This is a genomic window from Plantibacter sp. MMLR14_011 (assembly GCF_001865025.1).
Classification (GTDB): domain Bacteria; phylum Actinomycetota; class Actinomycetes; order Actinomycetales; family Microbacteriaceae; genus Plantibacter; species Plantibacter flavus_A.
In genome coordinates this window covers 130,431-157,334 of the sequence record NZ_MJGW01000017.1, presented here as the reverse complement: position 1 = coordinate 157,334, position 26,904 = coordinate 130,431, and the positions used below count along the sequence as shown (strand labels likewise).

Sequence of the window (26,904 nt, the reverse complement as noted above, 5' to 3'; positions counted from 1 at the left end):
GTCGGGCGTTCCGCGTCGGTCTCAGGATCGGGACGGTGCGCCCGCCTTGGACTTCTTGGGCTTCTTGACGAAGAGGGTCTCCGCCTCCTCGAGCGTCAGGCCGTTCGTCTCAGGGATCTTCGCGAGGACGAAGACGAACGAGAGGAGCGCGAACAGCGCGTACATGCCGTAGGTCACCGGCAGGGAGAACGCGGCGAGGGCCGGGAAGCTGACCGTGATGAGGAAGTTCGCGATCCACTGCGCCATCGCCGCGACACCGAGTGCCTTCGCGCGCAGGCGGTTCGGGAAGATCTCGCCGAGGAGCACCCAGACGAGCGGTCCCCACGACGCGCCGAACGCGACCACGAACACGTTGGCGGCCACGAGGGCGATCGTTCCCCACGGCTGGGGCAACGACACCTCGCCGGCGCTGTCGGTCACCGACTGTGTGAACGCGATCGCCATCGCACCGAGCGAGACCGTCATGCCGATGGAGCCCGCGAGGAGGATCGGCCGTCGACCGATGCGGTCCACGAGCAGGATGGCGACGATGGTGACCGCGACGTTCGTCACCGAGGTGATGACCGAGATGAGGAGCGAGTCGGACTCCTGGAACCCGACGGCCTTCCACAGCGTCGTCGAGTAGTAGAAGATCACGTTGATGCCGACGAACTGCTGGAAGATCGACAGGATGATGCCGATCCAGACGATCGGCAGGAGCCCGAAGCGTCCGCCCCAGAGGGTCGCCTTCTTCTGCTGCTCATCGTCCTTCACCGCCTGCTCGGCGAGCTTGACGGCGCGATCCACCTCTTCCTGCGGCCAGACGGTCGCGAAGATCCGACGGGCCTCGTCGGACTTGCCCTTGCGGACGAGGAACCGGGGCGACTCGGGGAGCCGCATCGCGAGCACGCCGTAGACCACGGCCGGGAGCGCGCAGGCGATGAACATCCAGCGCCAGGCCTCGACGCCGAACCACAGCGGGTTCGACGCGCCGCCGGCGGCGCCCGCCAGGACGGAGTCGGACAGGAGCGCGGCGAAGATGCCGAGCGTGATGGCGAGCTGCTGCAGCGAGGCGAGACGGCCGCGGATGGCGCTCGGCGCGATCTCGGCGATGTACGCCGGAGCCACGACCGAGGCGATGCCGATACCGAGCCCGCCGACGATGCGCCAGATGACGAGGTCCCAGGGGGAGAAGGCGAAGCCGGCTCCGAAGGAGGAGACGAAGAACAGGCCTGCACCGAGCAGCATCGTGAAGATGCGACCGCGGCTGTCGGCGATCCGGCCCGCGAGGTAGGCGCCGAGCGCGCAACCGAGCAGCGCTGACGCGACCGCGAAGCCGATGAGCGCCTCACTGAGTGCGAAGTGGTCCTGCATCGCGTCGACCGCGCCGTTCACCACGGATGAGTCGAATCCGAAGAGGAAGCCACCGACCGCGGCCGAGACGGAGATGCCGATGACGCGCGCGGTCAGCTGCTTGCTGGTGGGAGCCGCCCCCGTTCCCGGACTGCTGGACTGGGACATGGTTCCTCCGATTCCGCGCGCATGGTTCCTGCGGCACTGCGACACCCTACTCCTCGATGAGACCCGCCCCGACCCCGTTGCGCACATCTGGGAGGACGTGCCGGGTGTCAAGCGCCCGCCGGTGTCGGACGCCGCTCGTAGACTGGACGCCGTGGCGAACAGCACCGGACAGACCCTCCAGCAGGCATCGACCGAGGCCGAGGAACTCACCTCGCGCATCCTCGAGCTCCGCGACGCGTACTACGAGCGAGACGAGTCGCTCGCCTCCGACGAGGAGTACGACGCGATGCTCCGGCGGCTCGAGGAGCTCGAGCGTCTGTTCCCCGAGCTGCAGAGCCAGGACAGCCCCACCCAGACCGTCGGCGGGCGCGCCGAGACCACGCTGTTCGCCCCGGTAACGCACCTCGAGCGCATGCTCAGCCTCGACAACGTCTTCTCGATCGAGGAGTTCCTCGCTTGGGCCGCCAAGGTCGAGCGCGACGCCGGAGGGTCCGTCCAGTACCTCTGCGAACTGAAGATCGACGGCCTCGCCATCAACCTCCGGTACGAGCGCGGCCGCCTCGTGAGCGCGGCCACGCGCGGCGACGGTGTCGTCGGCGAGGACGTCACGGAGAACGTGCGGTACATCCGTTCCATCCCCGAGCGACTGACCTCGTCCGACCCCGAGGTCGAGTTCCCGGAGGTCGTCGAGGTCCGGGGCGAGATCTTCTTCCCGGTCGAGGCCTTCCGCGAACTGAACGCCAACCAGGCGGCGGCCGGTGAACGGGTCTTCGCCAACCCGCGCAACGCGGCGAGCGGTTCCCTGCGCCAGAAGGCGGAGGGCAAGAACCCGGCCCAGCTCGCACTCATGCACGACCGGCTCGGCCGCCTGCAGATGCTCGTCCACGGCATCGGCGCGTGGGAACAGCCACCAGTCGCTCGGCAGTCACAGGTCTACGAGCTCCTGCACAGCTGGGGTCTCCCGACGTCCTCGCACTACCGGGTCCACGACGAGGCGACCGGTGCGGCGGAGTTCATCGAGTACTTCGGCGCCCACCGCGACAGCGTCGAGCACGAGATCGACGGCGTCGTCGTGAAGGTCGACGATCTCGCGCTCCACGGCGAGCTCGGCGCGACGAGTCGTGCTCCGCGGTGGGCCATCGCCTACAAGTACCCGCCCGAGCAGGTGAACACGAAGCTCCTCGACATCGTCGTGAGCGTCGGGCGCACCGGTCGCGCCACCCCGTTCGCCGTCATGGAGAAGGTGCTCGTCGCCGGCAGCGAGGTGCGTCAGGCGACCCTGCACAACCAGGACGTCGTGAAGGCGAAGGGGGTGCTCATCGGCGACACCGTCGTCCTCCGGAAGGCCGGCGACGTCATCCCCGAGGTCCTCGGCCCGGTGGTCGAGCTCCGCGACGGTTCGGAGCGCGAGTTCGTCATGCCCGAGCACTGCCCCGAGTGCGGTACCACCCTCGCCCCCGCGAAGGAGGGCGACATCGACCTGCGCTGCCCGAACGCGCGGAGCTGCCCGGCGCAGGTGCGCGGACGCGTCGAGCACATCGGCTCCCGTGGCGCGCTCGACGTCGAGGCGCTCGGCGAGGTGGCGGCGGCGGCGCTCACCCAACCGGTGGAGCCCGCGGAACCACCGCTGACGACCGAGGCCGGACTCTTCTCGCTCACGATGTCCGACATCTTCCCGGTCACGGTGATCGTCCGCGACAACGAGACCGGGCTGCCCAAGCTCAACGAGGACGGATCCGAGAAGCGCGTCACGCCCTTCCGCCGCCGACGCGCCAAGAAGGACGGCGTGCACGATCCGGCCGCGGCCGAGTTCGACGGTGACCAGTCCTCGGTGCCGTCCAAGAACGCGATCGAACTCCTCGCCAACCTCGACGGCGCGAAGACCCGCCCGCTCGCACGGTTGCTCGTGGCACTCAACATCCGCCACGTCGGCCCGGTCGCCGCCCGGTCACTCGCGGAGTACTTCGGTTCGCTCGATGCCATCCGTGCGGCCACCCGCGACGAGCTCGCAGAGGTCGACGGCGTGGGCGGGATTATCGCCGATGCGCTCATCGCCTGGTTCGAGGTCGACTGGCATCGCGAGATCGTCGAGGAGTGGACTGCGGCGGGCGTGCAGTGGGCGACTCCCGGACACCCGGGGCCGGGCGCCGCTGTCGCGGCCGGCGGGGTGCTGTCGGGTGTCACCGTCGTCGCCACCGGTTCGCTCGAGGGCTTCACCCGGGAGGGTGCGCTGGAAGCCATCGTGCAGGCGGGAGGGAAGGCTGCGTCGAGCGTTTCGAAGAAGACCGACTTCGTCGCCGCCGGCCCGGGTGCCGGGTCGAAGCTCGCCAAGGCCGAAGCACTCGGTCTGCGGATCATCGACGCCGAGCAGTTCGCCCTGCTCGTCTCCGAGGGTCCGGCGGCGCTCGGCGAGCCGGACGTCCCGGCCGAGGACGAGGCCGAGGGCGCAGCGTCCGCCGACGAGGCGCCGACGGACTGAGCTCAGTCCTGGCCGGCCTGCAGCAGCTCGTCTCGGACCTGGCGCCGCAGCACCTTGCCGATGAGCGACTTGGGGAGTTCGTCGACGACGACGACCCGCTTCGGCACCTTGTACGGGGTGAGGATCTCCCGCGCCCAGGCTCTGAGCGCGTCCGCATCCACGGTGGCACCGGGACCCGCGACGACGGCCGCGACGACCTGCTCGCCGGAGTGGGGATCGGGGAGACCGACGACGGCGGCGTCGGCGACCGACGCGTGTCCGCGGAGCACCTGCTCGACCTCGCTCGGCGACACGTTGAACCCGCCGGTGATGATGAGCTCCTTGATCCGGTCGACGACGGTCATGAACCCCTCCTCGTCGATGGACACGATGTCGCCGGTGCGGAACCAGCCGCCTGGGAGCAGGACGGCGGCGGTCTCCTCGGGCTTGTTGTAGTAGCCGTGGAAGACCTGCGGGCCGCGGACGAGCAGCTCGCCCGCCTCGCCGGCCGGACGGTCGGTCTCCGGGTCGTCGGGGTCCACGACGCGCACCTCGGTGCTCGGCAGCGGGAGGCCGATGGTCCCGGGCTTCCGTGCGGTCGAGACCGGGTTCGCGGAGATGACCGGTGAGCACTCGGAGAGCCCGTAGCCCTCGACGAGGAAGCCGCCGGACGCGGCTTCGAACGGGACGACGAGGTCGTGCGGCAGCGGCATCGCGCCCGAGATGGCGATCTCGGTGCCCTGCAGCGACACGCCCTGCTCGGTCGCCGCGGTCAGGAGTCGGTCGGCGATGGGCGGGACGGCGGGCAGGAAGGTCGGCGGTCGCTTCTTCATGACCTTGAGGACGAGCGCCGGGTCGAACTTCGGGAAGAGGACGAGGCGCGAGCCCATGCTCATGGCGAAGGTCAGGCAGAGCGTCAGGCCGTAGGCGTGGAACATCGGGAGCACCGCGTAGACGACGGCCTCCCCGCGCCTCACCGTGGGCACCCAAGCTCGGGACTGCGCCGCGTTCGCGAGCAGGTTGCCGTGGGTGAGTGCGGCCCCCTTGGGCGAGCCGGTCGTCCCACTCGTGTACTGGATGAGCGCGAGGGCGTCGGTCGCGGGCTTCGGGTGGCTCGCCGGCAGCGGCGCCGAGGTCAGGAGCTGCTCCCACCGCACCGTGCCCGAGACCGGTGCGGTGAGCTGGGCCCGTGAGGCTCTCGCCTTCGGGATGGGCAGACGGAGAGCGGCGCGCATGTGGAGCGGCATCGCCCGGGTCACGTCGATCGTCACGAGCGAGTGCACCGCCAGGTCGGCCGGGAAGTCCTGCAGGTGCTCGGCGACCTTGTCCCAGACGATCGCGAACGTCGCGCGGTGGTCCTCGAACTGGTGGCGGAGCTCTTGGGGGGTGTAGAGCGGATTGTGCTCGATGACGACGGCACCCAGCCTGAGGACGGCGTAGAACGCGACGATGTGCTGCGGGCAGTTCGGGAGCATGAGGGCGACGGGGTCGCCCGCCCGGACACCGAGTGCACGCAGGCCCGCGGCGGCACGGGCGATCAGCGCCTCGAGCTCCGTGTAGGTGGTGGTGGACCCGAAGAACTCCAGCGCGACGGCGTCCGGGTAGCTCGCGGCGGAGGCTTCGACGAGATCGCCGAGGCTGCCGGTCTGCTCGGGGATGTCGTCCGGCACGTCGGCGGCGTAGCTCGCGAGCCACGGACGCTCGTGCGGGGGACGGGGACGGCTGCTCGAGTCGTTCTGGGTCACCGTTCCACTGTAGGGGCGGAGCCCGACGGACGACCACGTCCCTGGCGAATAGACTGGAGCGACCGCCACCGCTACACGTACGGGAGACGCATGTCGGAAATCACTACCGAGCAGGTCGCGCATCTCGCGAACCTCGCTCGAATCGCCCTGAGCCAGGACGAGATCGCCCACCTCACGACGGAGCTCGACTCCATCGTGGACAACATCCAGAAGGTGCAGCAGGTGGCCACGCCTGACGTCCCGGCGACGAGCCACCCGATCCCGCTCGAGAACGTGTACCGCGACGACGTCGTCGGCAACACGCTCACGCGCGAACAGGCGCTGCAGAACGCGCCGGAATCGGCCGACGGCCGCTTCAAGGTCTCGGCGATCCTGGGGGAGGAGCAGTGAGCGGGTTGATCGGTCTCACGGCAGCGGAGCTGTCGAGCAAGCTCCGCGCGGGCGAGGTCTCCAGCGTCGAAGCCACCCAGGCCCACCTCGACCGCATCGCGCAGGTCGACGGCGACGTCCACGCCTTCCTCCACGTGTCGGACCACGCGCTCGACGTCGCCGCCGACATCGACGCACGCCGTGCCGCTGGCGAGGACCTCGGCGAGCTGGCGGGCGTCCCGCTCGCCATCAAGGACGTCCTGGTCACGACCGACATGCCGTCCACCTCGGGGAGCAAGATCCTCGAGGGGTACCTGTCGCCCTTCGACGCGACCGTCGTCGCGCGGTCACGTGCCGCCGGTCTCGTGCCGCTCGGCAAGACGAACATGGACGAGTTCGCCATGGGCTCGAGCACGGAGCACTCGGCGTACGGCCCGACCCACAACCCGTGGGACCTCGACCGCATCCCCGGCGGTTCCGGCGGTGGCTCCGCTGCCGCGGTCGCCGCGTTCGAGGCGCCCATCGCCCTCGGCAGCGACACCGGTGGGTCCATCCGCCAGCCGGCGCACGTGACCGGCACGGTCGGCGTGAAGCCCACCTACGGCGCGGTCAGCCGCTACGGGGCGATCGCACTCGCCTCCTCGCTCGACCAGGTCGGACCGGTCAGCCGCACGGTCCTCGACTCGGGCCTCCTCCACGACGTCATCGCCGGGCACGACGCCCTCGACTCCACCTCGCTCCGCGACGCGTGGCCCTCGATGGCCGCTGCGGCCCGCGAGGGCGCGCGTGGCGACGTGCTGCGCGGCCTCCGGGTCGGCGTCGTCACCGAGCTCAACGGTGAAGGCTTCCAGGCCGGTGTGAAGAGCCGCTTCCAGGAGGCGCTCGCGGTGCTCGAGGCGAACGGTGCCGAGATCGTCGAGGTCTCCGCTCCGAACTTCGAATACGCCGTCGCCGCCTACTACCTCATCCTCCCCGCCGAAGCGTCGAGCAACCTCGCGAAGTTCGACTCGGTGCGCTTCGGCATGCGGGTCACGCCCGAGGGTGGCGGCACGGTCGAGCAGGTCATGTCCGCGACGCGCGAGGCCGGTTTCGGTCCCGAGGTGAAGCGACGGATCATCCTCGGCACGTACGCGCTCAGCGCGGGCTACTACGACGCCTACTACGGCAGTGCCCAGAAGGTCCGGACGCTCATCCAGCGCGACTTCGCGGCGGCGTTCGAACAGGTCGACGTCCTCGTGAGCCCGAGCGCCCCGACGACGGCGTTCAAGCTGGGCGAGCGCATCGACGACCCGCTGGCGATGTATCTGAACGACGTCACCACCATCCCGGCGAACCTCGCCGGTGTGCCCGGCATCAGCGTGCCGATCGGTCTCGCGCCCGAAGACGGTCTGCCCGTCGGCATCCAGTTCATGGCGCCAGCACGGGAGGACGCCAGGCTCTACCGGGTCGGCGCCGCCCTCGAGGCGCTCCTCGAATCGACGTGGGGGCACACCCTCATCTCGCAGGCACCCGCTCTCGGAGGTCGGTAACCCATGGCCAAGGACAAGCTCCTCTCCTACGAAGAAGCCCTCGAACTGTACGAGCCGGTGCTCGGCTTCGAGGTGCACGTCGAGCTGAACACCAAGACGAAGATGTTCTCTTCGGCACCGAACGGCTTCGGCGACGCTCCGAACACGAACATCTCGCCGGTCTGCCTCGGTCTGCCCGGGTCGCTCCCGGTCGTGAACGAGCAGGCGGTGCGGTACTCGATCAGCCTCGGGCTCGCCCTCGGCTGCTCGATCGCACCCTCGAGCCGGTTCGCACGGAAGAACTACTTCTACCCCGACCTCGCGAAGAACTACCAGATCTCGCAGTTCGACGAGCCGATCGCCTTCGAGGGCTCGGTCGACGTCGAGCTGGCCGACGGCTCCATCGTGACGGTGCCGATCGAGCGCGCGCACATGGAGGAGGACGCCGGCAAGCTCACGCACATCGGCGGTTCCACCGGCCGTATCCAGGGTGCCGAGTACTCGCTCGTCGATTACAACCGCGCCGGTGTGCCGCTCGTCGAGATCGTCACGAAGCCGATCTACGGCACCGAGCACCGGGCGCCCGAGATCGCCAAGGCCTACGTCTCCGCGATCCGCGACATCGTCGTGGCGCTCGGTATCTCCGACGCGAAGATGGAGCGTGGGAACCTCCGCTGCGACGCGAACATCTCGCTGCGCCCGCGCGGCCAGGAGAAGCTCGGTACGCGCACGGAGACGAAGAACGTCAACTCCCTGCGTTCGGTCGAGCGCGCCGTCCGCTACGAGATCCAGCGGCAGGCGGCGATCCTCAAGGACGGCGGGTCCATCGTCCAGGAGACGCGGCACTGGCACGAGGACACCGGGGCCACGTCCGCCGGCCGGCCGAAGAGTGACGCCGACGACTACCGGTACTTCCCGGAGCCCGACCTGCTCCCGGTCGTGCCGTCGCCCGAACTCATCGAGGAACTCCGAGCGGCCCTGCCCGAGCAGCCGGCGGTCCGCCGCCGTCGGCTGAAGAGCGAGTGGGGCTTCACCGACCTGGAGTTCCAGGACGTCGTGAACGGTGGTCTGCTGAACGAGATCACGGCCACCGTCGAGGCCGGCGCCGCTCCGGCAGCCGCACGGAAGTGGTGGACGGGTGAGATCTCGCGGATCGCGAACCAGCGCGACGTCGAGGCGACGAGCCTCGTGTCGCCCGAGCACGTCGCGGCACTCGCTGCGCTCGTCGAGGACGGAACGCTCAACGACAAGCTCGCGCGCCAGGTGCTCGAGGGCGTCATCGACGGGGAGGGCACTCCTCAGGAGGTCATCGACGCTCGCGGTCTCGCGCTCGTGTCCGACGACGGTCCGCTGATCGCCGCCATCGACGAGGCACTGGCCGCTCAGCCTGACGTCCTCGCCAAGATCCGCGACGGCAAGGTCCAGGCGGCCGGCGCGGTCATCGGCGCCGTGATGAAGGCGATGCGCGGACAGGCCGATGCGGCACGTGTGCGCGAACTCGTCCTGGAACGCGCCTCGCAGTAGCGGTCACTGCTGCACCATCGGGCCCGTGCCAGCGTCGACGACGGCGGCACGGGCCCGATGTCGTCGGCCAGGGGAAGCCCTGGTGCCGACTGCTGGCCCGGCATACACTTCCGCCATGCTGGTCGAAGGCACCATGCGGTGGCAGGTCACGGAAGACGCTCCGATGGCCCTCATGCTGGCGCTCGCGTTCCGCGACATGGCAGGGCTCGGGGAGCGATGCGTCGCGCAGCTTCCCGCCGTCACGCCGGGGCTGGAGCGGATCGACGTCGCCGGCCTCGACCTCGACGCGCTCGCGGTCCAGTTCGACGGCTGGTGGACCGGGATCGCTCGTCGCGACACGCGCCTCTTCATGGCCGAGGTCCGTCCACCACACTTCGAGGTGTTCGATCGAGCCCTCGACCTGCAGGAGCTCGCCTACCGGGCGTACGACGAGGCGCACCGATGGGCGTCGGCTCGTATCCGTGAGTACGAACGCGCGCTCGCAGGTCGATCGCCGAGCCGTCTCACCGACGTCTACGAACTCATCCGCGAGCGCCAGTTCGAGTTGCGTCGGCAATCCAGCTCGTTCCGGTTGGACCTCGAGGTGCTTCCGATCTGCCGACCGGGGGCCTGGGTGGTCGCGCCCGACACGATCGTGGTCAGTGAGTCGCTCCGGGACGACCGGGAGGCCTTCCGCGAATGGCTACGGCCGCTGGTCCACGGCCTGGTCTGATCCGCTCGCGACGCGCTCGACCGGCCGACGGGTCGGGTTCAGAAGCACGACCGCGATGATCGAGCCGACAGCGCCGGCAGCCGCCATCGCGGCGGTGAGCGGGTGGGAGATCTCCGCGAAGGGCATGATGAAGGCGCTCGCGAGCGCGATCCACACGGCGACGTGTGTCGGCTTGCGCTCCGGGTCGAGGCGCAGCTTGCGGGGGTGCTCGACGCGGCCGAGGAGTGTGCCGACGCCCGCGAGCAGGACCGCGACGACGAGCAGCACGACCGGCCGGGTCCACCACCACGCGGCGCTCAGCGGTTCCGCGAAGGGGATGCCGAGGGCGAGCTGGAGACCGGCGACCGCGATGATCAGGGGGAGATGCCAGAGGTACACCGTCATCAGCCGGGACCCGATGAGGAAGACGACGGCTCGCGCGGCGCGGGTCCGCATGATCGCCGTGAGCAGCGGGTGCACCAGGGCGAGCAGGGCGAGCTGCCCGATGCCGAGGACGACGAGGGGGAGGGTCGGTGGGTTGAGGTTGCCGAGCATGCTGGTCGAGTACGGCAGCCAGGTCGTGATCGGCACGAGCGCACCGTAGGAGACGAGCACCACGGCCACGAGGACGAGGCGAGGGACGGTGCGGAGACGACCATCGGCCAGGAAGAACCCGAACTGCTGCAGCAGTGGCCAGACGAACACCAGGTTGACGAGACCGATGCCGAGGAGGCCGGTCGAGTACCGGACGACGTCGACGAGGATCACACCGGCCAGCAGTGCCGCACAGGTCAGGACGGGGTGGCGGTCGTGCCAGGTGGCCAGGAAGGGCGCGACCGCCTGGCACAGCAGGTAGGCGGCCAGGAACCAGAGTGGGGACCCGACGCCTGCGGCGACGGCCTCGATGATGGCGGGGTCGACACCGAGCGCCCCGGCGAGCCAGAGTCCGACGGCGAGGAAGAGCAGGACCGGGATCGTCGGCAGGGCGAGTCGGAAGACCCGGGACCGGAGGAAGTCGCTGGTCCCGCCACCACGTCGGACGGTGCTGCGCCAGCCGGTGATCGTCGCGAAGCCGCCCACGATGAAGAACAGCGGCATGATCTGGCCGAACCAGGTGCCCGTGTCGAACCACGGCTGCTGCTCGAGCGCCCGGGAGATGCCGATCGCGCCGTCCGGCTCGATCGCCACGGCGACCATCAGGAGGTGGACGACGACCACCGTGACGACGCAGGCCACGCGCACGAGGTCGAGGGCGAGGTCCCGCCCGGAGAGGTCTGGGACCGCCGGGGCCGACCCGGTCCGCGTTCGCGTGCTCATCGCCGGACAGCCTAGCGTCGCCGGGCGCTCCCGCCTCGGCCCTTGTGGAGAGCGTGTCGGAGGCGACTGCGACAATGGAGGTATGAGTCGGCAGGATGGAGCGTCTCGTCGCGTCTCGGCGCACGATGCCGACGACAGCGGTACCCCCATCCTCCATGTCGACATGGACGCGTTCTTCGTCTCGGTCGAGCTCTTGGAACGGCCCGAGCTGCGCGGTCTGCCGATCATCGTGGGCAACAAGGAGGGGCGGTCGGTCGTCACCTCCGCCAGCTACGAGGCACGCCGGTACGGCGTGCGCGCGGCGATGCCGGTGTCCCAGGCGATGCGGCTCTGTCCGAGCGCCGTCGTGCTGCCGCCCCACCACGGCAGGTACCGCGAGTACTCCGACCGGGTGATGGAGGTGTTCGAGTCGGTCACGCCGCTCGTCGAACCCCTGAGCATCGACGAGGCCTTCCTCGACGTCTCCGGCGCGGTCCGGTTGCTCGGGAGCCCGCGGACGATCGCCGCGCTCGTGAAGCAACGGGTCCTCGACGCGACCGGCTTGCCGTGCTCGGTGGGCCTGGCGGCGACGAAGTACGTCGCGAAGCTCGCCTCCGGCCTGTCCAAGCCCGACGGTCTGCTGGTCGTGCCGGCCGACGAGACCCTGGCGTTCCTCCACCCGTTGCCGGTCGGTGCACTGTGGGGCGTCGGTGGTCGGACGGAGGAGCAGCTGACGAACCGGGGCATCCGGACCATCGGTCAGCTCGCCTCCACCCCGCTTCCGATGCTCCAGCGCGCGGTCGGCGAAGCCTCCGGTCGCCGACTCCTCGAGCTCGCGAACGGGATCGATCCGCGCGGCATCGAGCTGGCACGACGCGAGAAGAGCGTCAGCCACGAGGTGACCTTCCCGACCGACGTCTCCGACCCGACCATCCTCAAGCGCGAACTGCTGAACCTCGCCGGCCTCGTCGCGATCCGACTCCGGAAGGGCGGCTACGCCGGCCGGACGATCAGCATCCGCGTGCGCTATGCGGACTTCAGCGTCGTCACCCGGTCGCGCACCATCGGCGAGGCCACGAACGTGGGCCGGCGGGTGTACGACGAAGCGGCCTCGCTGTTCGACGACCTCGATCGAGGCGGACGCCTCGTGCGCCTCGTGGGGGTGAAGGTCGACCAGCTCGTCCCGGCCGATGAGGCCGGTGCCGGGCTCTGGGACCCGGACGAGGAGTGGCGTGAAGCCGAGCAGACGATCGACCGGGTCGCAAGCCGGTTCGGCGATCTCGCGATCGCCCCCGCCTCCCTCCTCGGCAAGCCGAGGCGTCGCGGACTCGGCAGTCGCGGAGACTCGCAGGGTGCTGGGAGCACGGATCAACCCCTTGGACCGGGAGATGCCGAGCGATAGCCTCGCCGTATGACGAATCTCGTGGAGAAGCTGGCAGAACAGGCGAAGGGGCTCGGCGTGACCGCGGCCTATGGGGAGCAGCAGGACATCGACGGGACGAAGCTCGTGCCCGTCGCGCTGACGTACTACGGCTTCGGCGGCGGCTCCGAGGGCGACGGCGACGACGCCCCGAGCGGCGGTGGCGGCGGTGGCGTCTCCATCCCCGTCGGTGCCTACATCAAGACCGACGAGGGTCTCCGTTTCGACCCGAACCTCATCTCGCTGATCGCCGTCGCGATCCCGTTCATCTGGGTGAGCGGCAAGGCGCTCGCCGGCCTCATCAAGGCCCTCAAGAAGTAGCCCCCTCCGTCCAACCCCTGTCGTGCGACCGCGCACGGCAGGGGTTAGACTCGTGCCACCACGGGAGTCCGGTGAACCGGGCTGAGAGGAAGGTATTCGCCTTCGACCGTCGAACCTGATCTGGATCATGCCAGCGCAGGGAGACCATTTCTCGCTATCCCGTGCTCTTTTCCGTCTACAGGAAGGGCACGTATCGTGTCAGCATCGACCAAGATCTCACCCTCTGAACGCGCTGTGTCGCGGACCTTGCGCTGGAGGGTCGTCGACATCGTCGTGGTCGCCGTACTCGGCGTCGCGACCGGCCTCATCTTCTGGGCGTGGAACACGATCGGATCACTCTGGTACGCGGGTGCCAGCGCCGTCACGCCCGGTTTCGGCGGGATCGCCGTCGGGATCTGGCTCCTCGGCGGGGTGCTCGGCGGACTCATCATCCGGAAGCCCGGCGCTGCCCTCCTCGTCGAGACCATCGGGGCGATCGTCTCCGCCCTCATCGGCAACGCATGGGGCATCACGACGGTGTACTCCGGGCTCGCTCAGGGCCTCGGTGCCGAGCTGGTGTTCGCGGCGTTCGCGTACAAGCGCTTCGGCCTCGTTCCGGCGATCCTCGCCGGGGCGGGTGCCGGGGCCGGCGCGTGGCTCCTCGAACTCGTCATGTCGGGCAACCTCGAGAAGGGTGTCGAGTTCAACGCGATCTACCTCGGTTCGCTGCTCGTCTCGGGCGCGATCCTCGCCGGTGTCGTCGGCTGGGCCCTCGTCAGGGCACTCGCGTCGACCGGAGCGCTCAGTCGGTTCGCGTCGGGGCGGGACGCTCGGCGCGAGGTTTGATCGTGCCGGGAGCTACCGGTCCGGCGCGCGTCGTCGCGCGGGACTGGGGGTGGCGTCATGCCGGTCGGAAGGCCTGGGCGGTGTGCGACCTCGACCTCGTGATCGAACCGGGCGAACGGGTCCTCCTCCTGGGGGGGTCCGGTGCCGGCAAGTCGACGCTGATCCACGCACTCGCCGGCGTCCTCGGCGGTGCGGACGAGGGGGAGTCCCACGGCACGCTCCTCGTGGACGGCGTTCCGCCTGAACGAGCGAGGGGTCGCATCGGGCTCGTGCTGCAGGATCCCGACTCGCAGGTGATCCTGTCCAAGGTCGGCGACGACGTCGCCTTCGGCTGCGAGAACCTCGGCGTCGAGCGCGAGGAGATCTGGCGCCGCGTGGACGCCTCGCTGGAGGCCGTCGGACTGGACCTGCCGCTGGACCACTCGACCTCGGCGCTGTCCGGTGGTCAGAAACAGCGGCTGGCCCTCGCCGGCGTACTCGCCATGCACCCCTCGCTCCTCCTGCTCGACGAACCGACCGCGAACCTCGACCCGGCCGGGGTGGCCGAGGTGCGGGACGCCGTCGCTCGGCTGGTCGATGACGGTTCGTCCACCCTGGTCGTCATCGAACACCGCGTCGACGTCTGGCGCGAGCTGATGACCAGGGTCGTCGTGCTCGACGCCGACGGCGGTGTCCTCGCCGACGGGCCACCCGACCTCGTCCTCGACGACGTCGGGCAGCGCCTGGCCGATGCGGGCGTCTGGGTGCCGGGCATCCCGCTGGGGTTGGCCCCTCGTCCGGTGTCCGGCCCATCAGCGGCGGTCATCACGACCGACGACCTGGCGATCGGTCGAACGCGGAAGCAGCCGGTACAGGAGCACCTGGGGCTCGCGGTGCCCGAAGGCGCGGGGACCGTCATCGTCGGCCCCAACGGCGCGGGGAAGTCCACGCTCGCGCTCACGCTGGCGGGACTGCTGCCGGAGATCACGGGGACGGTGACCGCCGCTCCGCAGCTCGCCGGCAGGCTGGGATCCCGGCCGATCCGCTGGAAGTCGACCGAGTTGCTCACGCGCATCGGGACGGTCTTCCAGGATCCCGAGCACCAGTTCGTCTCATCGACCGTGCGGAACGAGCTCGGTGTCGGCCTGCAGGCCCTCCGCTGGTCCCGGACCGCCATCGACGAGCGGGTCTCCGAGATCCTCGATGCGCTCGGTCTCGGTCGTCTCGCCGAGGCGAACCCGTTCAGTCTCTCGGGGGGTCAGAAGCGCCGGTTGTCGGTGGCCACCGTCCTCGCCGCCCGGCCGGCGGTCATGGTCCTCGACGAACCGACGTTCGGGCAGGATCGACGCACGTGGTTGTCACTCGTCCGCCTGCTGCAGCACGAGCTCGAACGCGGCGCGACGATCGTCTCCGTCACGCATGACGCGGGGGTCGTCGAGCATCTGGGCGACCATCGCATCCTCCTCGAACCGCCGGAGCTCCGGAGGCGGGCCGCATGACGAGCCTCACGGCAGCGGAGCGCTCGACGGTGCTGCACCATCGACCGCCGCTCGATCGGGTGAATCCGGTGACGAAGGTGCTGGCCGTCCTGATCCTGTCCGTCCCGTTGCTGCTGACGATCGACTGGGTGAGTGCGAGCACGGCGGTCCTGCTCGAAGTGATGCTGTTCCCGCTCTCCGGCCTGCGGTTCACCGCGTTGCTGAAGCGGGCCCTGCCGGTGCTCGTCTTCGCGCCCATCGGCGGGATCAGCATGCTGTTGTACGCGAAGCCGGGAGGGACGGAGTACCTGTCGCTCGGGTTCGTCCGCGTGACGGACAACTCGATCGAGCTGGCGGTCGCCGTGACGATCCGCGTGTTGGCGCTCGGTCTCCCGACGATCCTGCTCTTCGCGCGGGTGGACCCGACCGATCTGGCCGACGGCCTGTCCCAGATCGCGAAGCTGCCGTCGAGGTTCGTGCTCGGGATCCTCGCTGGAGCGCGGATGCTCGGACTCTTCATCGACGACTGGCGCAGTCTCGCGCTCGCCCGTCGTGCCCGTGGCTTGGGGGACCGGGGAGTGGTCCGCCGGTTCGCCTCCATGGCCTTCGTCCTGCTGGTGTTCGCAATACGACGGGGGAGCAAACTCGCGACGGCGATGGAGGCGCGGGGGTTCGGGGCACCGATCGAACGCACCTGGGCCAGACCGTCCCGCCTGGGCCGGGCCGATCTCATTGCCGTCCTGGTGACGATCGTGATCATGGCCCTCGCGCTGTCCACGGCGGTCCTCGCCGGTACGTTCCGGGTCGTGGGCCAGTGAGCGCGGTCCCGCCGGTCCTGCTCGTCGACGGTCGCTCGGGCACGGGGAAGACGACGCTCGCCTCTTCGGTGGCGTCCGCGTTGACCGACAGTACGGTCATCCACATGGACGACCTGTATCCGGGGTGGGAAGGGCTCGAGGAAGGTGCTCGACTCCTCGTCGAGTGGATCCTCAGACCGTTCGCCGAGCGACGCGCGGGGGAGTGGCGGCGCTGGGACTGGGAACGGTCCGCCCGTGCGGAGGTGCACCTCGTGCCGAGCGACCGTCCACTCGTCGTCGAGGGTTGCGGGTCGTCGTCGCGGTCGTCGCGGGTGCTCGCCGACACGGTGCTGTGGCTCGACGCGCCGGTGGTGCAGCGCACGGACCGCCTCATCGGGCGCGGTGACGGTGTGGACTGGCTCGCGGGGTGGACCCTCCAGGAGGACGCGTTCATCGAGCGGGAGCGGCCCGACCTCGATGCCGGGCTCCGCATCGAGGCGACCGGCGCGGCGGACCGGGTCTCCGCACTCGTCCTCGACGCCCTGAGGCGCGACGAAGTGGGCCGCTGGAACTCCTGGCTCCGCGCCTGACGACCGACCGCGATCTCGGTCCCTGAACTTGTCGAAGGGTGGGTGTGCCCCCGGCAGGATTCGAACCTGCGACCAAGAGATGAGAAGGGTCCGCGATGTCGTGTGAGGTGCCCCCGGCAGGATTCGAACCTGCGACCAAGAGATTAGAAGGCTCCTGCTCTATCCCCTGAGCTACGGAGGCGGGCGTCGTCCAGGATACCGCAGCGGTGTCTCAGGCGCCGACGCCGAGGAGGCCGAGGACACCGAAGACCAGCGACAGGGCTGCGAGGACGAGGGCGATGCTGATGAGGATGACGTGCACGCGCAGGAACGTCGTCGCACGTCCCTGATCGTCGCGGGCACGCGGGTCGGCGACGATCCGCTTGAGGAAGCGGGGCCAGACGACGACGTTGTAGACACCGTTGACGAGCAGCAGGACGGAGATGGCGATGATCACTGCTCGAGTCTACGGAACCGGCGGCGTCGGTCGTGCTGAGTAGACTCGACCCATGAGCACAGCTGGGGACCGTCTGGTCTGGATCGACTGCGAGATGACCGGACTCGAGCTGGAGGTCGACGAACTCGTCGAGATCGCCGTCGTGATCACCGACTTCGAACTGAACATCCTCGACCCGGGTTACTCCGTCGTGATCAAGCCCGATCAGTCGGCCCTCGACAACATGGGTGAGTTCGTGACGAACATGCACCGCACGTCGGGGCTGCTCGAGGAGATCCCGAACGGTGTGAGCGTCGCGGACGCCGAGTTCCAGGTCATCGAGTACATCCAGCGCTTCGTCCCCGACGAGTCGAAGGCGCCGCTGGCCGGGAACACCATCGGGACCGACCGCGGATTCCTCGCGCGGTACATGCCGCGGCTCGACGCCCACCTGCACTACCGCAACGTCGACGTCTCCTCCATCAAGGAACTGGCCCGTCGGTGGTACCCGCGGGTGTACTTCAACGCCCCGTCGAAGCACGGCGGACACCGTGCGCTGGCGGACATCCTCGAGTCGATCCGTGAGCTCGCCTACTACCGCGGAGCGTTGTTCGTCGACCTCCCCGGCCCGTCGTCCGACGACGCGAAGCAGGTTTCGGAAGCCGTCGTGTCACGGTACGCCCCAAACATGTAATAGACTCGTCCAGTCGCTTGTGACGCGGTCTCCGCGGAGCAGGTCGCATGGTGGGTATAGCTCAGTTGGCAGAGCGCCTGGTTGTGGTCCAGGAGGTCGCGGGTTCAAGCCCCGTTACTCACCCCATGTCGTACAGAAGCCGGAGGATCCCTCCGGCTTCTGTCGTATCCGGGGAGCGGGCATGTTGGAGCTGGACACCGAGGCGTTCGAAGCGCTCGTGGTGGACGAACTCGACCGCTTGCCCGACGAGATGGTCGACGGCCTCGACAACGTCGTCTTCGTCGTCGAGGACCGCCCTGAGAACGGCACGCTCGACACACTCGGGCTGTACGACGGCGTCGCCCTGACGGAGCGCGACCGCTACGGCTTCGGTGAGATGCCCGACCGGATCATCGTCTACCGCGAGCCGCATCTGGCGGCGTGCGAGACACTCGACGAGCTCGCCGACGAGATCCACACCACCCTGGTCCACGAGATCGCGCACTTCTACGGCATCGACGACGAGCGGCTGCACGAGCTCGGCTGGGCCTGAGACCCGCCTCGCCCACCGAGCCGTGTTTCCGGTGTGTTGCAAGTGCCTCGGAGTTCCGGGTGCGCTTCCGGCGAGCGAGTAGCCTGGGGACATGCGCGAGATCCAGGCCCGCATCATTGCGGAACTCCATGTCAGCCCCACGATCGACCCGGCGGCCGAGGTCCGTTCCCGGATCGACTTCCTGAAGTCGTACCTGCGGGCGACGCACACGAAGGGGTTCGTGCTCGGGATCAGCGGGGGACAGGACTCGTCGCTCGCCGGGCGCCTGTGCCAGCTCGCGGCGGAAGAGGTCCGAGCCGAGGGTGGGGAGGCCCGGTTCGTCGCCGTCCGTCTGCCGTACGCCGTGCAGCACGACGAGGACGACGCCCAGTTGGCGCTGTCGTTCATCCGCCCGGACGATTCCGTCGTGTTCAACATCCAGCGCGCGGTCGACGGGTTCGAAGCCGAGTACGCGGATGCGACCGGCGAACCCCTCAGCGATTTCGTCAAGGGCAATGCGAAGGCCCGGGCACGGATGGTCGCCCAGTACGCGATCGCCGGTCAGCAGGGGCTCCTGGTCGTCGGGACGGACCACGCGGCCGAGGCGGTCACCGGCTTCTTCACGAAGTTCGGCGACGGCGGAGCCGACGTGCTCCCGCTCAGCGGCCTGACGAAGCGTCAGGGGCGAGCCCTCCTGGAGTCGCTCGACGCTCCGGAACGGCTCTACCTGAAGGCACCGACCGCCGATCTCCTCGACGGCACTCCCGGCCAGACCGATGAGGAGAACCTCGGACTCAGCTACCAGCAGATCGACGACTTCCTCGAGGGGAGCGAGATCGATCCGGTGGCCGCCGAAGCGATCGAGGCCCGATATGCGGCGACGGAGCACAAGCGCCAGGTCCCGGTCAGCAAGTTCGACACCTGGTGGCACTGACCACGAACCCCTGACATGCAGACGGCGGCCCGATCGGATGATCGGACCGCCGTCTGTCAGTCGCGGTGGTCAGCTGACGCTGGACTGCTTGCGTTCGGCTTCCAGGACCGCGACGTCGTCGATGATGCGCTGCGTCGTACTCGTGTTGATCGTGCCGCCCGTCGAGCGGGTGATGTCGCCGGGCCGTGAAGCCGGCGCGGTGGATGCGGGCTTCACCTCGGCGTACTGCTCGTGGTGCTGCTTGGCGACCCAGGACTCCTGCTCAGCGACGAGCGCCTGTTCCGATCCGCTGGACTCGGCGCGCCAGCGACGGAGGTCGCCGTCGAAGTCCTTCCGGGCCCGTGCCGGCTTCTTCGACCACTCGACGAGACGGTCGCGGAAGTCCTCGACCACCGGGTCCAACTCGTACCCGAACGTCGCGGAGTTGCGCTTCATCTCGTGGAGCTGGTGATTCGCCCAGTCCGCGGCGACGGCCGCACCCTTGATCGGGCTGAGTCGCACGAGCGTGTCGGCCTGGGCGACCGCCCGATCACTGAGCACCTGCTCCTGAGGGGTGAGCGAGTTCCAAACGCTGGCCTCGGTGGCGGCGTCGACGAGCGCCAGGATCGCGACGTTCTTCTGCTCTCGATCGCGTTGGTCCACGATGGCCCGAAGCGCGCGACGGCTTGCGCCGGCGGCGACGAGGGAGGACACCACGACGGCCACGATGAAGAGGGCCGCAGCGAACAGCATGGGGCGGACCTCAGCTGAGGTCACCCACTCTACGAAGTCATTCCACCACTGCATGGGCCGCAGACTACCCCTCGTTCGGGCGTGAACACGGGCGACGCACCGGGTTCGACGGGAACGGCGGGAGGGTCGCCGCTCAGTTGCGGAAGGCGTCGATGGCGACCGCGAGATCGCTGAAGCTGCCCAATGGGGCGTACCCGAGGACCGCCGGTCGGAACCGGTTGGCCCGGTACTCCGGAACGCCGTCCGCTCCGACGGCCTCGATGTTTCCGAGCACGCGGCCGTCGGGGGTCGTCACGCGCCAGTAGCCGGGACGGATGCTCAGGGCGTTGGGCATGGGACTCCTCCTGCGCTGGTGGGGTGATGCCGGACGGGGACTGCCGGCTGGTACTCGTCAGCGTATGCGGGGCCACCGACATCAGCCCTGGTCGGGGCGGAACGAGGGTCCTCCACAGCGAGGTGCGCGGTTGTGGACATCGACGAGGGTTGCCCGGCTCGACACAGGGCCTACGGGATCGGTGAGGCTGGCAGTGCGTCCGGGGTGGCGATCGGCACGGACCCGCCCCGGACGCTTCGGCGATCCACCGCCAGGATCGACGAACCGACAGGAGAGGAACCCATGAACGACCAGATCACCGTCTGCGGACACGTCGCGACAGACCCCAAGCACCATCGCACGACATCCGGGCTGGACATCACCAGTTTCCGCCTGGCGTCGCAGCAACGTCGGTACGACCAGAAGCAGGGCTCCTGGGTGGCGCAGGAGACGAACTGGTACACGGTGAGCGCCTTCCGTGGATTGGCGACCGCCTCCGCCACATCGATCGTCAAAGGACAACGTGTGATCGTGCTCGGTCGGTTGCGGATCCGCGACTGGGAGCAGGGTGAGCGACGAGGGACGTCGGTCGACATCGAAGCCGATCACATCGGGCCCGACATCGGCTGGCAGCCGAAGGGGGCCGTCGAGTCACCGGTCGGAGCTGGGGCGAGTCCGGCGTCCGCCGCATCCGGGTCGACCGGATCCGGAACCGGGGAGTGGGCGTCGGCGCCGCCGCAGGACACGCCGTTCTGACGCGCCACGTAGACTGCTCGACGTGCAGAAGAGCCTCCGCGACCGCCCCGCCTCAGCCGTCACCTCGATCCGTCGCCGCTCGTCGATCGCCGGCGTACGGGCCGGCGTGGTGCTCGGCCTGCTCGGCATCGTCGTGACGGGTTGCACCCAGCCCGCTCCCGAGCCGACGGCCACGCCGAGCCAGACGCCGACCGCCACTGAGACGACTCCGGCGGCGCCGGTGCTGCTCCCCGAGGGCACCGCCACCGACAACTTGCCGTTCTTCGACGCGGTCAACGCCGCCACGCTCGCCGCAAACCCCGCCGCTGGCGGCCAGGCGATCATCGACGGTCTCGTCGCCGCCGGCTTCCCGAAGGCGGAGATGGAGGTCTCCTCGGACACGACGAGCATCGGCGAGCCGGCCGACTCGATCCAGTTCGCCATCCGGTGGCAAGGACAATGCATCCTCGGGCAGAACGGGCCGGCGACGGGATACCACTCGTCGGTGGTGTCGCAGCTCGACACCGGGCGATGCCTCGTCGGGGTCACCCGCGCGATCGACTGGTAGAGCCGCTGACCACTCCCGGGCTGGTGCGAGCTGTGAGCATGCCATAACCTGACATTTCAGATATCGCCACCTCCTGGGTGGCTCGATCCGGAATCGAGGGCCCGCATGACCGCCAACCCATCACCGGGCGGGGAACCTGCCACCGAGGCCGTCTTCCTGGCCGACGCACGTCTCGCCGTCGCTCCTGCGGCGCTGGCGCACACACTCAAGCCTCGTCACCTGGCGCTGATCGCCCTCGGTGGCATGATCGGCGCCGGGCTCCTCGTGGCGTCGAGCACGGCGATCCTCGCAGCGGGGCCCGGCGTGATCCTCGCGTATGCCCTGGCCGGCGTGGTCGTGGTGCTCGTCATGCGCATGCTGGGGGAGATGGCCTCCGCGTCGCCCGAGACCGGGTCGTTCTCCGCCTACGCCTCGCGATTCATCGGACCCTGGGCCGGTCTCGCGATCGGATGGCTCTACTGGTGGTTCTGGGTCGTGGTCGTCGGCATCGAGGCGACCGCCGCAGCGCAGATCGTGAGCCAGTGGGTGCCCGGTCTCCCGCAATGGATCCCGGCGCTCGTCATCACCGTCGCGTTCCTCGCCGCCAACCTCGTCTCGGTGAAGTCCTTCGGTGAGTTCGAGTTCTGGTTCTCGTCGATCAAGATCGCGGCCGTGATCCTGTTCATCGCGCTCGGATCGCTCATCATCGTCGGCGTCGTCCCGACCGAGACGGCGACCGTCGCCAACCTCGCTCCGACCGACGGGGGCTTCCTGCCGTTCGGCATCGGCGGCGTCCTGGCGGCCCTGCTGCCGATCATCTTCTCGATGTTCGGTGCCGAGGTCGCCACGATCGCGGCAGGAGAATCGGTGGACCCGAAGGGTGCCGTCCGGCGAGCGGTGAACTCGGTCGTCTGGCGGATCCTGCTGTTCTACATCGGCTCGATCCTGGTCGTCCTCATCGTGGTGCCATGGACGGAGATCACGCCGGGGATCAGCCCCTTCGTCACCATGCTGCACGCCGCCGGGATCCCCGGTGCCGGGGTGGCGATGGACATCATCGTCTTCACAGCCCTGCTGTCGACGCTCAACGCGTCGCTGTACACGGCGTCGCGCATGCTGTTCTCGCTCGGGGGCCGCGGGGAGGCCCCGCGAGCGGTCCGCGCGACGACGCGACGCGGCACGCCGGCGTTCGCGATCCTGTGCTCGGCCGTCGTCGGGCTCGTGTGCGTCCTGTTGAACTACCTCGCACCGGACGAGGTCTTCACGTTCCTCGTCAACTCCACCGGCGCGATCGCGATCTTCGTGTGGATCGTGATCGCCGTCGCCCAACTGCGCAGTCGACGGTTCGACCAGGTCTCGGCGTCGGAGAGCAGCGACCGCGTCGGCGGGATCCGCATGTGGGGACACCCGTGGCTCACGGTCATGGTCGTCGTCGCGCTCGTCGCGCTGCTGGTGTCGATGTTCTTCGGCGGACCCGCCCGGCTCCTCGAGGTGACGACGAGTTGCGCGATCGCGGCGGCGGCCGTCGTCGCGGGCGTCGTCGTGCAGCGCAAACGACGGGTCCGGCCGTAGACTGGACGGCGACATGGCTGAATACATTTACTCGATGGTCCGCGCCCGCAAGGCGGTCGGCGACAAGCTCATCCTCGACGACGTGACGATGGCGTTCCTGCCCGGAGCGAAGATCGGCGTCGTCGGCCCGAACGGTGCCGGTAAGTCCACGATCCTGAAGATCATGGCGGGGATCGACACCCCCTCGAACGGCGAGGCGAAGCTCACGCCGGGCTTCAGCGTCGGCATCCTCATGCAGGAGCCGGAACTCGACGAGGACAAGACGGTGCTCGAGAACGTCCAGGAGGGCGTCGGCGAGATCAAGGGCAAGATCGACCGCTTCAACGAGATCTCGCTCGCGATGGCCGAGCCCGACGCCGACTTCGACGCCCTGCTCGCCGAGATGGGCGTGCTGCAGGAGGCGATCGACGCCGCTGACGCCTGGGACCTCGACTCGCAGCTGGAGCAGGCGATGGACGCCCTGCGCTGCCCGCCGTCCGACGCCACGGTCGCCCACCTCTCCGGTGGTGAGAAGCGTCGCGTCGCACTCTGCAAGCTCCTCCTGCAGAAGCCCGACCTCCTGCTCCTCGACGAGCCCACCAACCACCTCGACGCCGAGAGCGTGCTCTGGCTCGAACAGCACCTCGCCCAGTACGCGGGCGCCGTGCTCGCCGTCACTCACGACCGGTACTTCCTCGACCACGTCGCGGAGTGGATCTGTGAGGTGGACCGCGGTCGCCTGTACCCCTACGAGGGCAACTACTCCACCTACCTCGAGAAGAAGGGCGAGCGCCTCAACGTCCAGGGCAAGAAGGACGCGAAGCTCGCCAAGCGCCTCGCGAGCGAACTCGAGTGGGTCCGCAGCAACGCGAAGGGCCGCCAGGCGAAGTCGAAGGCGCGTCTCGCTCGCTACGAGGAGATGGCGACGGAGGCCGAGCGCACCAGGAAGCTCGACTTCGAAGAGATCCAGATCCCCGCCGGTCCGCGACTCGGCTCGACGGTCCTCGAGGCCAAGAAGCTCGAGAAGGGCTTCGACGGACGCGTCCTCATCAACGACCTCTCCTTCAGCCTCCCGCGCAACGGCATCGTCGGCATCATCGGCCCCAACGGTGTCGGTAAGACCACGCTGTTTAAGACCATCGTCGGCATCGAGCCGCTCGACGCCGGCGAGCTCAAGGTCGGCGAGACCGTGAAGCTCTCCTATGTCGACCAGTCCCGCGGGGGCATCGACCCCAACAAGACGCTCTGGGAGGTCGTGTCCGAGGGGCTCGACTACATCCAGGTCGGCAACCAGGAGATCCCGTCCCGCGCCTACGTGTCGACGTTCGGATTCAAGGGCCCGGACCAGCAGAAGAAGGCGGGTGTCCTCTCCGGTGGTGAGCGCAACCGCCTGAACCTCGCGCTGACGCTCAAGCAGGGCGGCAACCTCCTGCTGCTCGACGAACCGACCAACGACCTCGACGTCGAGACGCTCTCGAGCCTCGAGAACGCACTCCTCGAGTTCCCGGGTTGTGCCGTGGTCATCACCCACGACCGGTGGTTCCTCGACCGCATCGCGACGCACATCCTGGCGTACGAGGGTACCGAGGAGAACCCGTCGAACTGGCACTGGTTCGAGGGCAACTTCGAGTCCTACGAAGAAGACAAGATCAAGCGCCTCGGACCGGACGCGGCCAAGCCGCACCGCTCCGCGTACCGCAAGCTCACGCGCGACTAGGACTCGTGCGAACGGCCCATCGGCTTCTGCCGGTGGGCCGTCGTCCGTTCACGACCCGTACGTCCCCGACCCACGGAGGGCCCAGCAATGACCAGACTCCACGTGCCGATCCCACTGCGGTGGGGCGACCTCGACGCCTTCAACCACGTCAACAACGCTTCGATGCTCAAGCTGCTGGAGGAGGCGCGTGTCCGCGTCTTCTGGATCCCGACGTTGGCGTCGGAGGACGTGCCGCCGACCGCGGTCATCGACGCGAGCCTCGAGGCCGAGACGCTGACGCTCGTGGCGCACCAGGAGATCGAGTACCTGGCCCCGATCCCATACCAGCGCGATCCGCTCGACGTCCAGCTCTGGATGGGCAAGATCGGCGGGGCCAGCCTGCAGGTCGCGTACGAGGTGTACTCGCCGCTGGGCGGGGCATCGCAGACGCTGTACGCCCGAGCCTCGACGACGGTCGTCATGGTGGACGCCAAGACCCTCAAGCCGCGCCGGATCTCGGACGTCGAACGTGCCGCATGGGAGCCGTTCCTCGAGGATCCGATCGAGTTCTCGCGACGCTGAGCGACCCCGGTCACCGAGGCTTCGGGAATCGCACCATGCCCTCCTGGGCGACGCTCGCGACGAGGCGACCCGCCCGATCGTAGATGCGCCCGAGGGACAGACCTCTTCCGCCGGTGGCGCTCGGGGAATCCTGCAGGTAGAGCAGCCATTCGTCCACGCGCGCGGGACGGTGCCACCACATGGCGTGGTCGAGACTGGCGATCTTGATGCCCGGGGTGGCCCACGGAACGCCGTGACGACGGAGCACCGGCTCCAGGATCGTGTAGTCACTCGCGTAGGCGAGCGCGGCACGGTGCAGCGCCGGGTCGTCGGGCAGGTCTTCGATCGTCTTGAACCACACCGCTTGCTGGGTGGTCCGCTCGCCCTCCACCCGGAGGTAGACGGGGGAGCCGATGTGTCGGAGGTCGAAGGGGCGTCCCGTCGCCCACGCCTCGGCCGCCGGGTGGTCGATCCCGCTGAGGAGCTCGGCGGCTGACGGGAGCGTCTCCGGGTCCGGGATCCCGTCGGGCAGCTCGATCTGATGCTCCGGACCCTCGTCCTGGGTCTGGAAGGACGCGATCATCGAGAGGATCGGCACCCCGTTCTGGTAGGCCTGGGTGCGCCTGGTGGCGAACGAGCGTCCATCGTGGATGCGGTCGACCGCGAACGTGATCGGCAGGTCGACGTCGCCCGGTCGGAGGAAGTAGCCGTGCATCGAGTGGATGATGCGCTCGGCGTCGACGGTCCGGGTCGCGGCGACGACGGACTGGGCGAGCACCTGACCACCGAAGACCCGCCCCTGTGGCATCCATTGCGACGGACCGGTGAAGATGTCCTCGTCGGTCCGGACACCGGGAGCACTGAGGTCCAGCGCGGTCAGCAGGGAGTGGATCGGTTCCTTCACGCGAACACGCCTTTCATCCGGGGGTCGAGGCTCGGTCGTCGATGCCCGACCCGACCCGCCGAGTCTATCCAGGCCCCGGCGGCGCGGTGCCGAAGCGCACGCGGCGGTGGCGTAGATTGAGAGGAGATGTCCACCACCTTGCAGCTCCTCGACGCCACCTCGCTCGCCGACCTCCGCACCTTCCTCGCACGCGCCGCCCGGATCGACGACTCCGGCGTGCGACTCCTGGCCGCCGGGGACGTCTTGGCGGTCTCCGCTCCGGTGCTACACCCGCAGGGTCTGCTCGACCGGAGTCCGACGATCATCGGGATGCGTACCTTCGCACTCGCCGAACCCGCCACGGCCGACGTCCTCGCGACCCCGCGTGAACTCATCGACCGCATCGTCCGTACGCTCGGCGGCGTCGCTGTCGAGGACCTGGTCGCGGATGACCGCGAGACCGTACCGCTCGAGCTGCCGCCGTCAACGAGGACGGCTCCGTGGGTCGGACAGGCACCGCCGCGTGGCGGCTGGGAACGTTCGGGCGACGTGGACACCATCGAGCTCGAACTCGTCGCCAGGACGGGGGCCTCGGAGATCGCCGAGACGCTCCCCACTGCGGTGGGCGATCAGATCGTCCAGAAGGTGCGGTCGCAGGTCTGGTCCCGGCCCCTCGGCGACGGCTACGGACTCCCGACCGGTGCCGCGTTCGCCGCAGTGGGCCTCGGCTTCATCGCCGAGCCCGAGCGCGCGGCCGTCTTCCGCTCAGGCGGATGGGTCCGCATGAGCACCCGACGCGGGCATGTGCTCGCGGGTGCCGTGTCCTGATCC

The 26,904-nt window shown here is 69.1% G+C and carries 27 protein-coding genes, 2 tRNA genes and 1 riboswitch; of the genes, 21 read left to right on the top strand and 8 right to left on the bottom strand.

What is annotated here, in order from left to right:
- Positions 1-21 precede the first annotated feature (21 nt).
- On the bottom strand, positions 22-1,500 hold the full coding sequence (locus BIU99_RS09135) for a sugar porter family MFS transporter (protein ID WP_064295118.1): 1,479 nt from the start codon (positions 1,498-1,500) through the stop codon (positions 22-24).
- 151 nt (positions 1,501-1,651) lie between these two features.
- Here BIU99_RS09135 and ligA point away from each other — a divergent pair, with 151 nt between their 5' ends.
- Positions 1,652-3,979 (top strand): NAD-dependent DNA ligase LigA, encoded by a 2,328-nt coding sequence (gene ligA, locus BIU99_RS09130; protein WP_139205391.1) that lies wholly within the window; start codon positions 1,652-1,654, stop codon positions 3,977-3,979.
- A 2-nt stretch (positions 3,980-3,981) separates the two neighbouring features.
- On the opposite strand, the gene BIU99_RS09125 is transcribed toward ligA, so the two are convergent.
- Positions 3,982-5,703, bottom strand: coding sequence for a long-chain-fatty-acid--CoA ligase (locus tag BIU99_RS09125; protein ID WP_071260867.1), 1,722 nt, complete (start codon positions 5,701-5,703; stop codon positions 3,982-3,984).
- A gap of 90 nt (positions 5,704-5,793) precedes the next feature.
- Here BIU99_RS09125 and gatC point away from each other — a divergent pair, with 90 nt between their 5' ends.
- The 4 genes from gatC to BIU99_RS09105 all read left to right on the top strand — a co-directional run bounded on the left by gatC (position 5,794) and on the right by BIU99_RS09105 (position 9,816).
- The gene (gene gatC, locus BIU99_RS09120; RefSeq protein WP_064295120.1) at positions 5,794-6,093 is read left to right on the top strand and encodes an Asp-tRNA(Asn)/Glu-tRNA(Gln) amidotransferase subunit GatC; all 300 of its coding nucleotides are present in this window, start codon (positions 5,794-5,796) and stop codon (positions 6,091-6,093) included.
- Positions 6,090-7,601: an Asp-tRNA(Asn)/Glu-tRNA(Gln) amidotransferase subunit GatA gene (gene gatA / locus BIU99_RS09115; RefSeq protein ID WP_071260866.1), complete on the top strand. Its 1,512-nt coding sequence runs from the start codon at positions 6,090-6,092 to the stop codon at positions 7,599-7,601. Before gatC ends, gatA begins: the two co-directional genes overlap by 4 nt.
- A 3-nt stretch (positions 7,602-7,604) precedes the next feature.
- Positions 7,605-9,104, top strand: coding sequence for an Asp-tRNA(Asn)/Glu-tRNA(Gln) amidotransferase subunit GatB (gene gatB, locus BIU99_RS09110; protein WP_071260865.1), 1,500 nt, complete (start codon positions 7,605-7,607; stop codon positions 9,102-9,104).
- 115 nt (positions 9,105-9,219) lie between these two features.
- On the top strand, positions 9,220-9,816 hold the full coding sequence (locus tag BIU99_RS09105) for a hypothetical protein (RefSeq protein ID WP_064295123.1): 597 nt from the start codon (positions 9,220-9,222) through the stop codon (positions 9,814-9,816).
- Here BIU99_RS09105 and BIU99_RS09100 read toward each other — a convergent pair.
- On the bottom strand, positions 9,787-11,112 hold the full coding sequence (locus BIU99_RS09100; protein ID WP_071260864.1) for an acyltransferase: 1,326 nt from the start codon (positions 11,110-11,112) through the stop codon (positions 9,787-9,789). The genes BIU99_RS09105 and BIU99_RS09100 overlap by 30 nt on opposite strands.
- An 82-nt stretch (positions 11,113-11,194) precedes the next feature.
- On the opposite strand from BIU99_RS09100, the gene dinB reads away from it, so the two are divergent.
- The 6 genes from dinB (at position 11,195) to BIU99_RS09070 (ending at position 16,501) form a co-directional block, all read left to right on the top strand.
- Positions 11,195-12,493, top strand: a complete 1,299-nt coding sequence (dinB, locus tag BIU99_RS09095; RefSeq protein WP_071260863.1) for a DNA polymerase IV — start codon at positions 11,195-11,197, stop codon at positions 12,491-12,493.
- Between the two features lie 9 nt (positions 12,494-12,502).
- A complete protein-coding gene (locus BIU99_RS09090) occupies positions 12,503-12,832 on the top strand; it encodes a hypothetical protein (protein ID WP_064295126.1) in 330 nt (109 codons plus the stop codon).
- A gap of 50 nt (positions 12,833-12,882) precedes the next feature.
- Positions 12,883-12,991, top strand: a riboswitch (TPP riboswitch).
- 75 nt (positions 12,992-13,066) lie between these two features.
- A complete protein-coding gene (locus BIU99_RS20255; RefSeq protein WP_064295127.1) occupies positions 13,067-13,657 on the top strand; it encodes an ECF transporter S component in 591 nt (196 codons plus the stop codon).
- 2 nt (positions 13,658-13,659) lie between these two features.
- Positions 13,660-15,135 carry an ABC transporter ATP-binding protein gene (locus BIU99_RS09080; protein WP_254773599.1) on the top strand — a complete coding sequence of 492 codons (1,476 nt, stop codon included), beginning with the start codon at positions 13,660-13,662 and terminating at the stop codon, positions 15,133-15,135.
- A complete protein-coding gene (locus BIU99_RS09075) occupies positions 15,132-15,932 on the top strand; it encodes an energy-coupling factor transporter transmembrane protein EcfT (RefSeq protein WP_064295129.1) in 801 nt (266 codons plus the stop codon). The genes BIU99_RS09080 and BIU99_RS09075 overlap by 4 nt, the downstream gene beginning before the upstream one ends.
- A gap of 104 nt (positions 15,933-16,036) precedes the next feature.
- Complete coding sequence (locus BIU99_RS09070; protein WP_175484371.1) at positions 16,037-16,501, top strand: hypothetical protein; 465 nt, start codon at positions 16,037-16,039, stop codon at positions 16,499-16,501.
- 108 nt (positions 16,502-16,609) lie between these two features.
- Here BIU99_RS09070 and BIU99_RS09065 read toward each other — a convergent pair.
- Together BIU99_RS09065 and BIU99_RS09060 are read right to left on the bottom strand one after the other, a co-directional pair.
- Positions 16,610-16,682: transfer RNA gene (locus tag BIU99_RS09065), tRNA-Arg, on the bottom strand.
- Positions 16,683-16,712: 30 nt separating this feature from the next.
- Positions 16,713-16,937 (bottom strand): SCO4848 family membrane protein, encoded by a 225-nt coding sequence (locus tag BIU99_RS09060; protein WP_064295131.1) that lies wholly within the window; start codon positions 16,935-16,937, stop codon positions 16,713-16,715.
- Between the two features lie 52 nt (positions 16,938-16,989).
- Between BIU99_RS09060 and orn the strand changes: the two genes are divergently transcribed.
- The 4 genes from orn to nadE all read left to right on the top strand — a co-directional run bounded on the left by orn (position 16,990) and on the right by nadE (position 19,055).
- On the top strand, positions 16,990-17,610 hold the full coding sequence (gene orn / locus BIU99_RS09055) for an oligoribonuclease (protein ID WP_064295132.1): 621 nt from the start codon (positions 16,990-16,992) through the stop codon (positions 17,608-17,610).
- 50 nt (positions 17,611-17,660) lie between these two features.
- Positions 17,661-17,736, top strand: a tRNA-His gene (locus BIU99_RS09050).
- 55 nt (positions 17,737-17,791) lie between these two features.
- A complete protein-coding gene (locus tag BIU99_RS09045) occupies positions 17,792-18,142 on the top strand; it encodes a metallopeptidase family protein (RefSeq protein WP_064295133.1) in 351 nt (116 codons plus the stop codon).
- 91 nt (positions 18,143-18,233) lie between these two features.
- A complete protein-coding gene (gene nadE / locus BIU99_RS09040; protein WP_071260860.1) occupies positions 18,234-19,055 on the top strand; it encodes an ammonia-dependent NAD(+) synthetase in 822 nt (273 codons plus the stop codon).
- 69 nt (positions 19,056-19,124) lie between these two features.
- Here nadE and BIU99_RS09035 read toward each other — a convergent pair whose 3' ends face one another.
- Positions 19,125-19,787, bottom strand: a complete 663-nt coding sequence (locus tag BIU99_RS09035; RefSeq protein WP_064295135.1) for a hypothetical protein — start codon at positions 19,785-19,787, stop codon at positions 19,125-19,127.
- 133 nt (positions 19,788-19,920) lie between these two features.
- Entirely contained in the window at positions 19,921-20,121 is a 201-nt protein-coding gene (locus tag BIU99_RS09030) for a hypothetical protein (protein WP_064295136.1), read from the bottom strand.
- 282 nt (positions 20,122-20,403) lie between these two features.
- On the opposite strand from BIU99_RS09030, the gene BIU99_RS09025 reads away from it, so the two are divergent.
- The 5 genes from BIU99_RS09025 to BIU99_RS09005 all read left to right on the top strand — a co-directional run bounded on the left by BIU99_RS09025 (position 20,404) and on the right by BIU99_RS09005 (position 25,211).
- A complete protein-coding gene (locus BIU99_RS09025) occupies positions 20,404-20,856 on the top strand; it encodes a single-stranded DNA-binding protein (protein ID WP_071261213.1) in 453 nt (150 codons plus the stop codon).
- Positions 20,857-20,878: 22 nt separating this feature from the next.
- Entirely contained in the window at positions 20,879-21,403 is a 525-nt protein-coding gene (locus tag BIU99_RS09020; protein ID WP_231884329.1) for a hypothetical protein, read from the top strand.
- Between the two features lie 105 nt (positions 21,404-21,508).
- Positions 21,509-22,954 carry an amino acid permease gene (locus BIU99_RS09015; protein WP_083397270.1) on the top strand — a complete coding sequence of 482 codons (1,446 nt, stop codon included), beginning with the start codon at positions 21,509-21,511 and terminating at the stop codon, positions 22,952-22,954.
- 13 nt (positions 22,955-22,967) lie between these two features.
- Entirely contained in the window at positions 22,968-24,650 is a 1,683-nt protein-coding gene (gene ettA / locus BIU99_RS09010; protein ID WP_064295137.1) for an energy-dependent translational throttle protein EttA, read from the top strand.
- 87 nt (positions 24,651-24,737) lie between these two features.
- Positions 24,738-25,211, top strand: coding sequence for a thioesterase family protein (locus BIU99_RS09005; protein WP_064295138.1), 474 nt, complete (start codon positions 24,738-24,740; stop codon positions 25,209-25,211).
- Positions 25,212-25,221: 10 nt separating this feature from the next.
- On the opposite strand, the gene BIU99_RS09000 is transcribed toward BIU99_RS09005, so the two are convergent.
- A complete protein-coding gene (locus tag BIU99_RS09000; protein WP_071260859.1) occupies positions 25,222-26,094 on the bottom strand; it encodes an acyl-CoA thioesterase II in 873 nt (290 codons plus the stop codon).
- A 126-nt stretch (positions 26,095-26,220) separates the two neighbouring features.
- On the opposite strand from BIU99_RS09000, the gene BIU99_RS08995 reads away from it, so the two are divergent.
- Positions 26,221-26,901 carry a hypothetical protein gene (locus BIU99_RS08995; RefSeq protein WP_071260857.1) on the top strand — a complete coding sequence of 227 codons (681 nt, stop codon included), beginning with the start codon at positions 26,221-26,223 and terminating at the stop codon, positions 26,899-26,901.
- Positions 26,902-26,904: the final 3 nt, after the last annotated feature.

Excerpts from the sequence above, each read along its gene's own strand:
- BIU99_RS09135 (WP_064295118.1), bottom strand. The coding sequence starts at position 1,500 with ATGTCCCAGTCCAGCAGTCCGGGAACGGGGGCGGCTCCCACCAGCAAG.
- gatC (WP_064295120.1), top strand. The coding sequence starts at position 5,794 with ATGTCGGAAATCACTACCGAGCAGGTCGCGCATCTCGCGAACCTCGCT.
- gatB (WP_071260865.1), top strand. The coding sequence starts at position 7,605 with ATGGCCAAGGACAAGCTCCTCTCCTACGAAGAAGCCCTCGAACTGTAC.
- BIU99_RS09105 (WP_064295123.1), top strand. The coding sequence starts at position 9,220 with ATGCTGGTCGAAGGCACCATGCGGTGGCAGGTCACGGAAGACGCTCCG.
- BIU99_RS09100 (WP_071260864.1), bottom strand. The coding sequence starts at position 11,112 with ATGAGCACGCGAACGCGGACCGGGTCGGCCCCGGCGGTCCCAGACCTC.
- dinB (WP_071260863.1), top strand. The coding sequence starts at position 11,195 with ATGAGTCGGCAGGATGGAGCGTCTCGTCGCGTCTCGGCGCACGATGCC.
- BIU99_RS09090 (WP_064295126.1), top strand. The coding sequence starts at position 12,503 with ATGACGAATCTCGTGGAGAAGCTGGCAGAACAGGCGAAGGGGCTCGGC.
- BIU99_RS09075 (WP_064295129.1), top strand. The coding sequence starts at position 15,132 with ATGACGAGCCTCACGGCAGCGGAGCGCTCGACGGTGCTGCACCATCGA.
- BIU99_RS09070 (WP_175484371.1), top strand. The coding sequence starts at position 16,037 with ATGGACGACCTGTATCCGGGGTGGGAAGGGCTCGAGGAAGGTGCTCGA.
- orn (WP_064295132.1), top strand. The coding sequence starts at position 16,990 with ATGAGCACAGCTGGGGACCGTCTGGTCTGGATCGACTGCGAGATGACC.
- BIU99_RS09045 (WP_064295133.1), top strand. The coding sequence starts at position 17,792 with ATGTTGGAGCTGGACACCGAGGCGTTCGAAGCGCTCGTGGTGGACGAA.
- nadE (WP_071260860.1), top strand. The coding sequence starts at position 18,234 with ATGCGCGAGATCCAGGCCCGCATCATTGCGGAACTCCATGTCAGCCCC.
- BIU99_RS09035 (WP_064295135.1), bottom strand. The coding sequence starts at position 19,787 with ATGCTGTTCGCTGCGGCCCTCTTCATCGTGGCCGTCGTGGTGTCCTCC.
- BIU99_RS09030 (WP_064295136.1), bottom strand. The coding sequence starts at position 20,121 with ATGCCCAACGCCCTGAGCATCCGTCCCGGCTACTGGCGCGTGACGACC.
- BIU99_RS09025 (WP_071261213.1), top strand. The coding sequence starts at position 20,404 with ATGAACGACCAGATCACCGTCTGCGGACACGTCGCGACAGACCCCAAG.
- BIU99_RS09015 (WP_083397270.1), top strand. The coding sequence starts at position 21,509 with ATGACCGCCAACCCATCACCGGGCGGGGAACCTGCCACCGAGGCCGTC.
- ettA (WP_064295137.1), top strand. The coding sequence starts at position 22,968 with ATGGCTGAATACATTTACTCGATGGTCCGCGCCCGCAAGGCGGTCGGC.
- BIU99_RS09005 (WP_064295138.1), top strand. The coding sequence starts at position 24,738 with ATGACCAGACTCCACGTGCCGATCCCACTGCGGTGGGGCGACCTCGAC.
- BIU99_RS08995 (WP_071260857.1), top strand. The coding sequence starts at position 26,221 with ATGTCCACCACCTTGCAGCTCCTCGACGCCACCTCGCTCGCCGACCTC.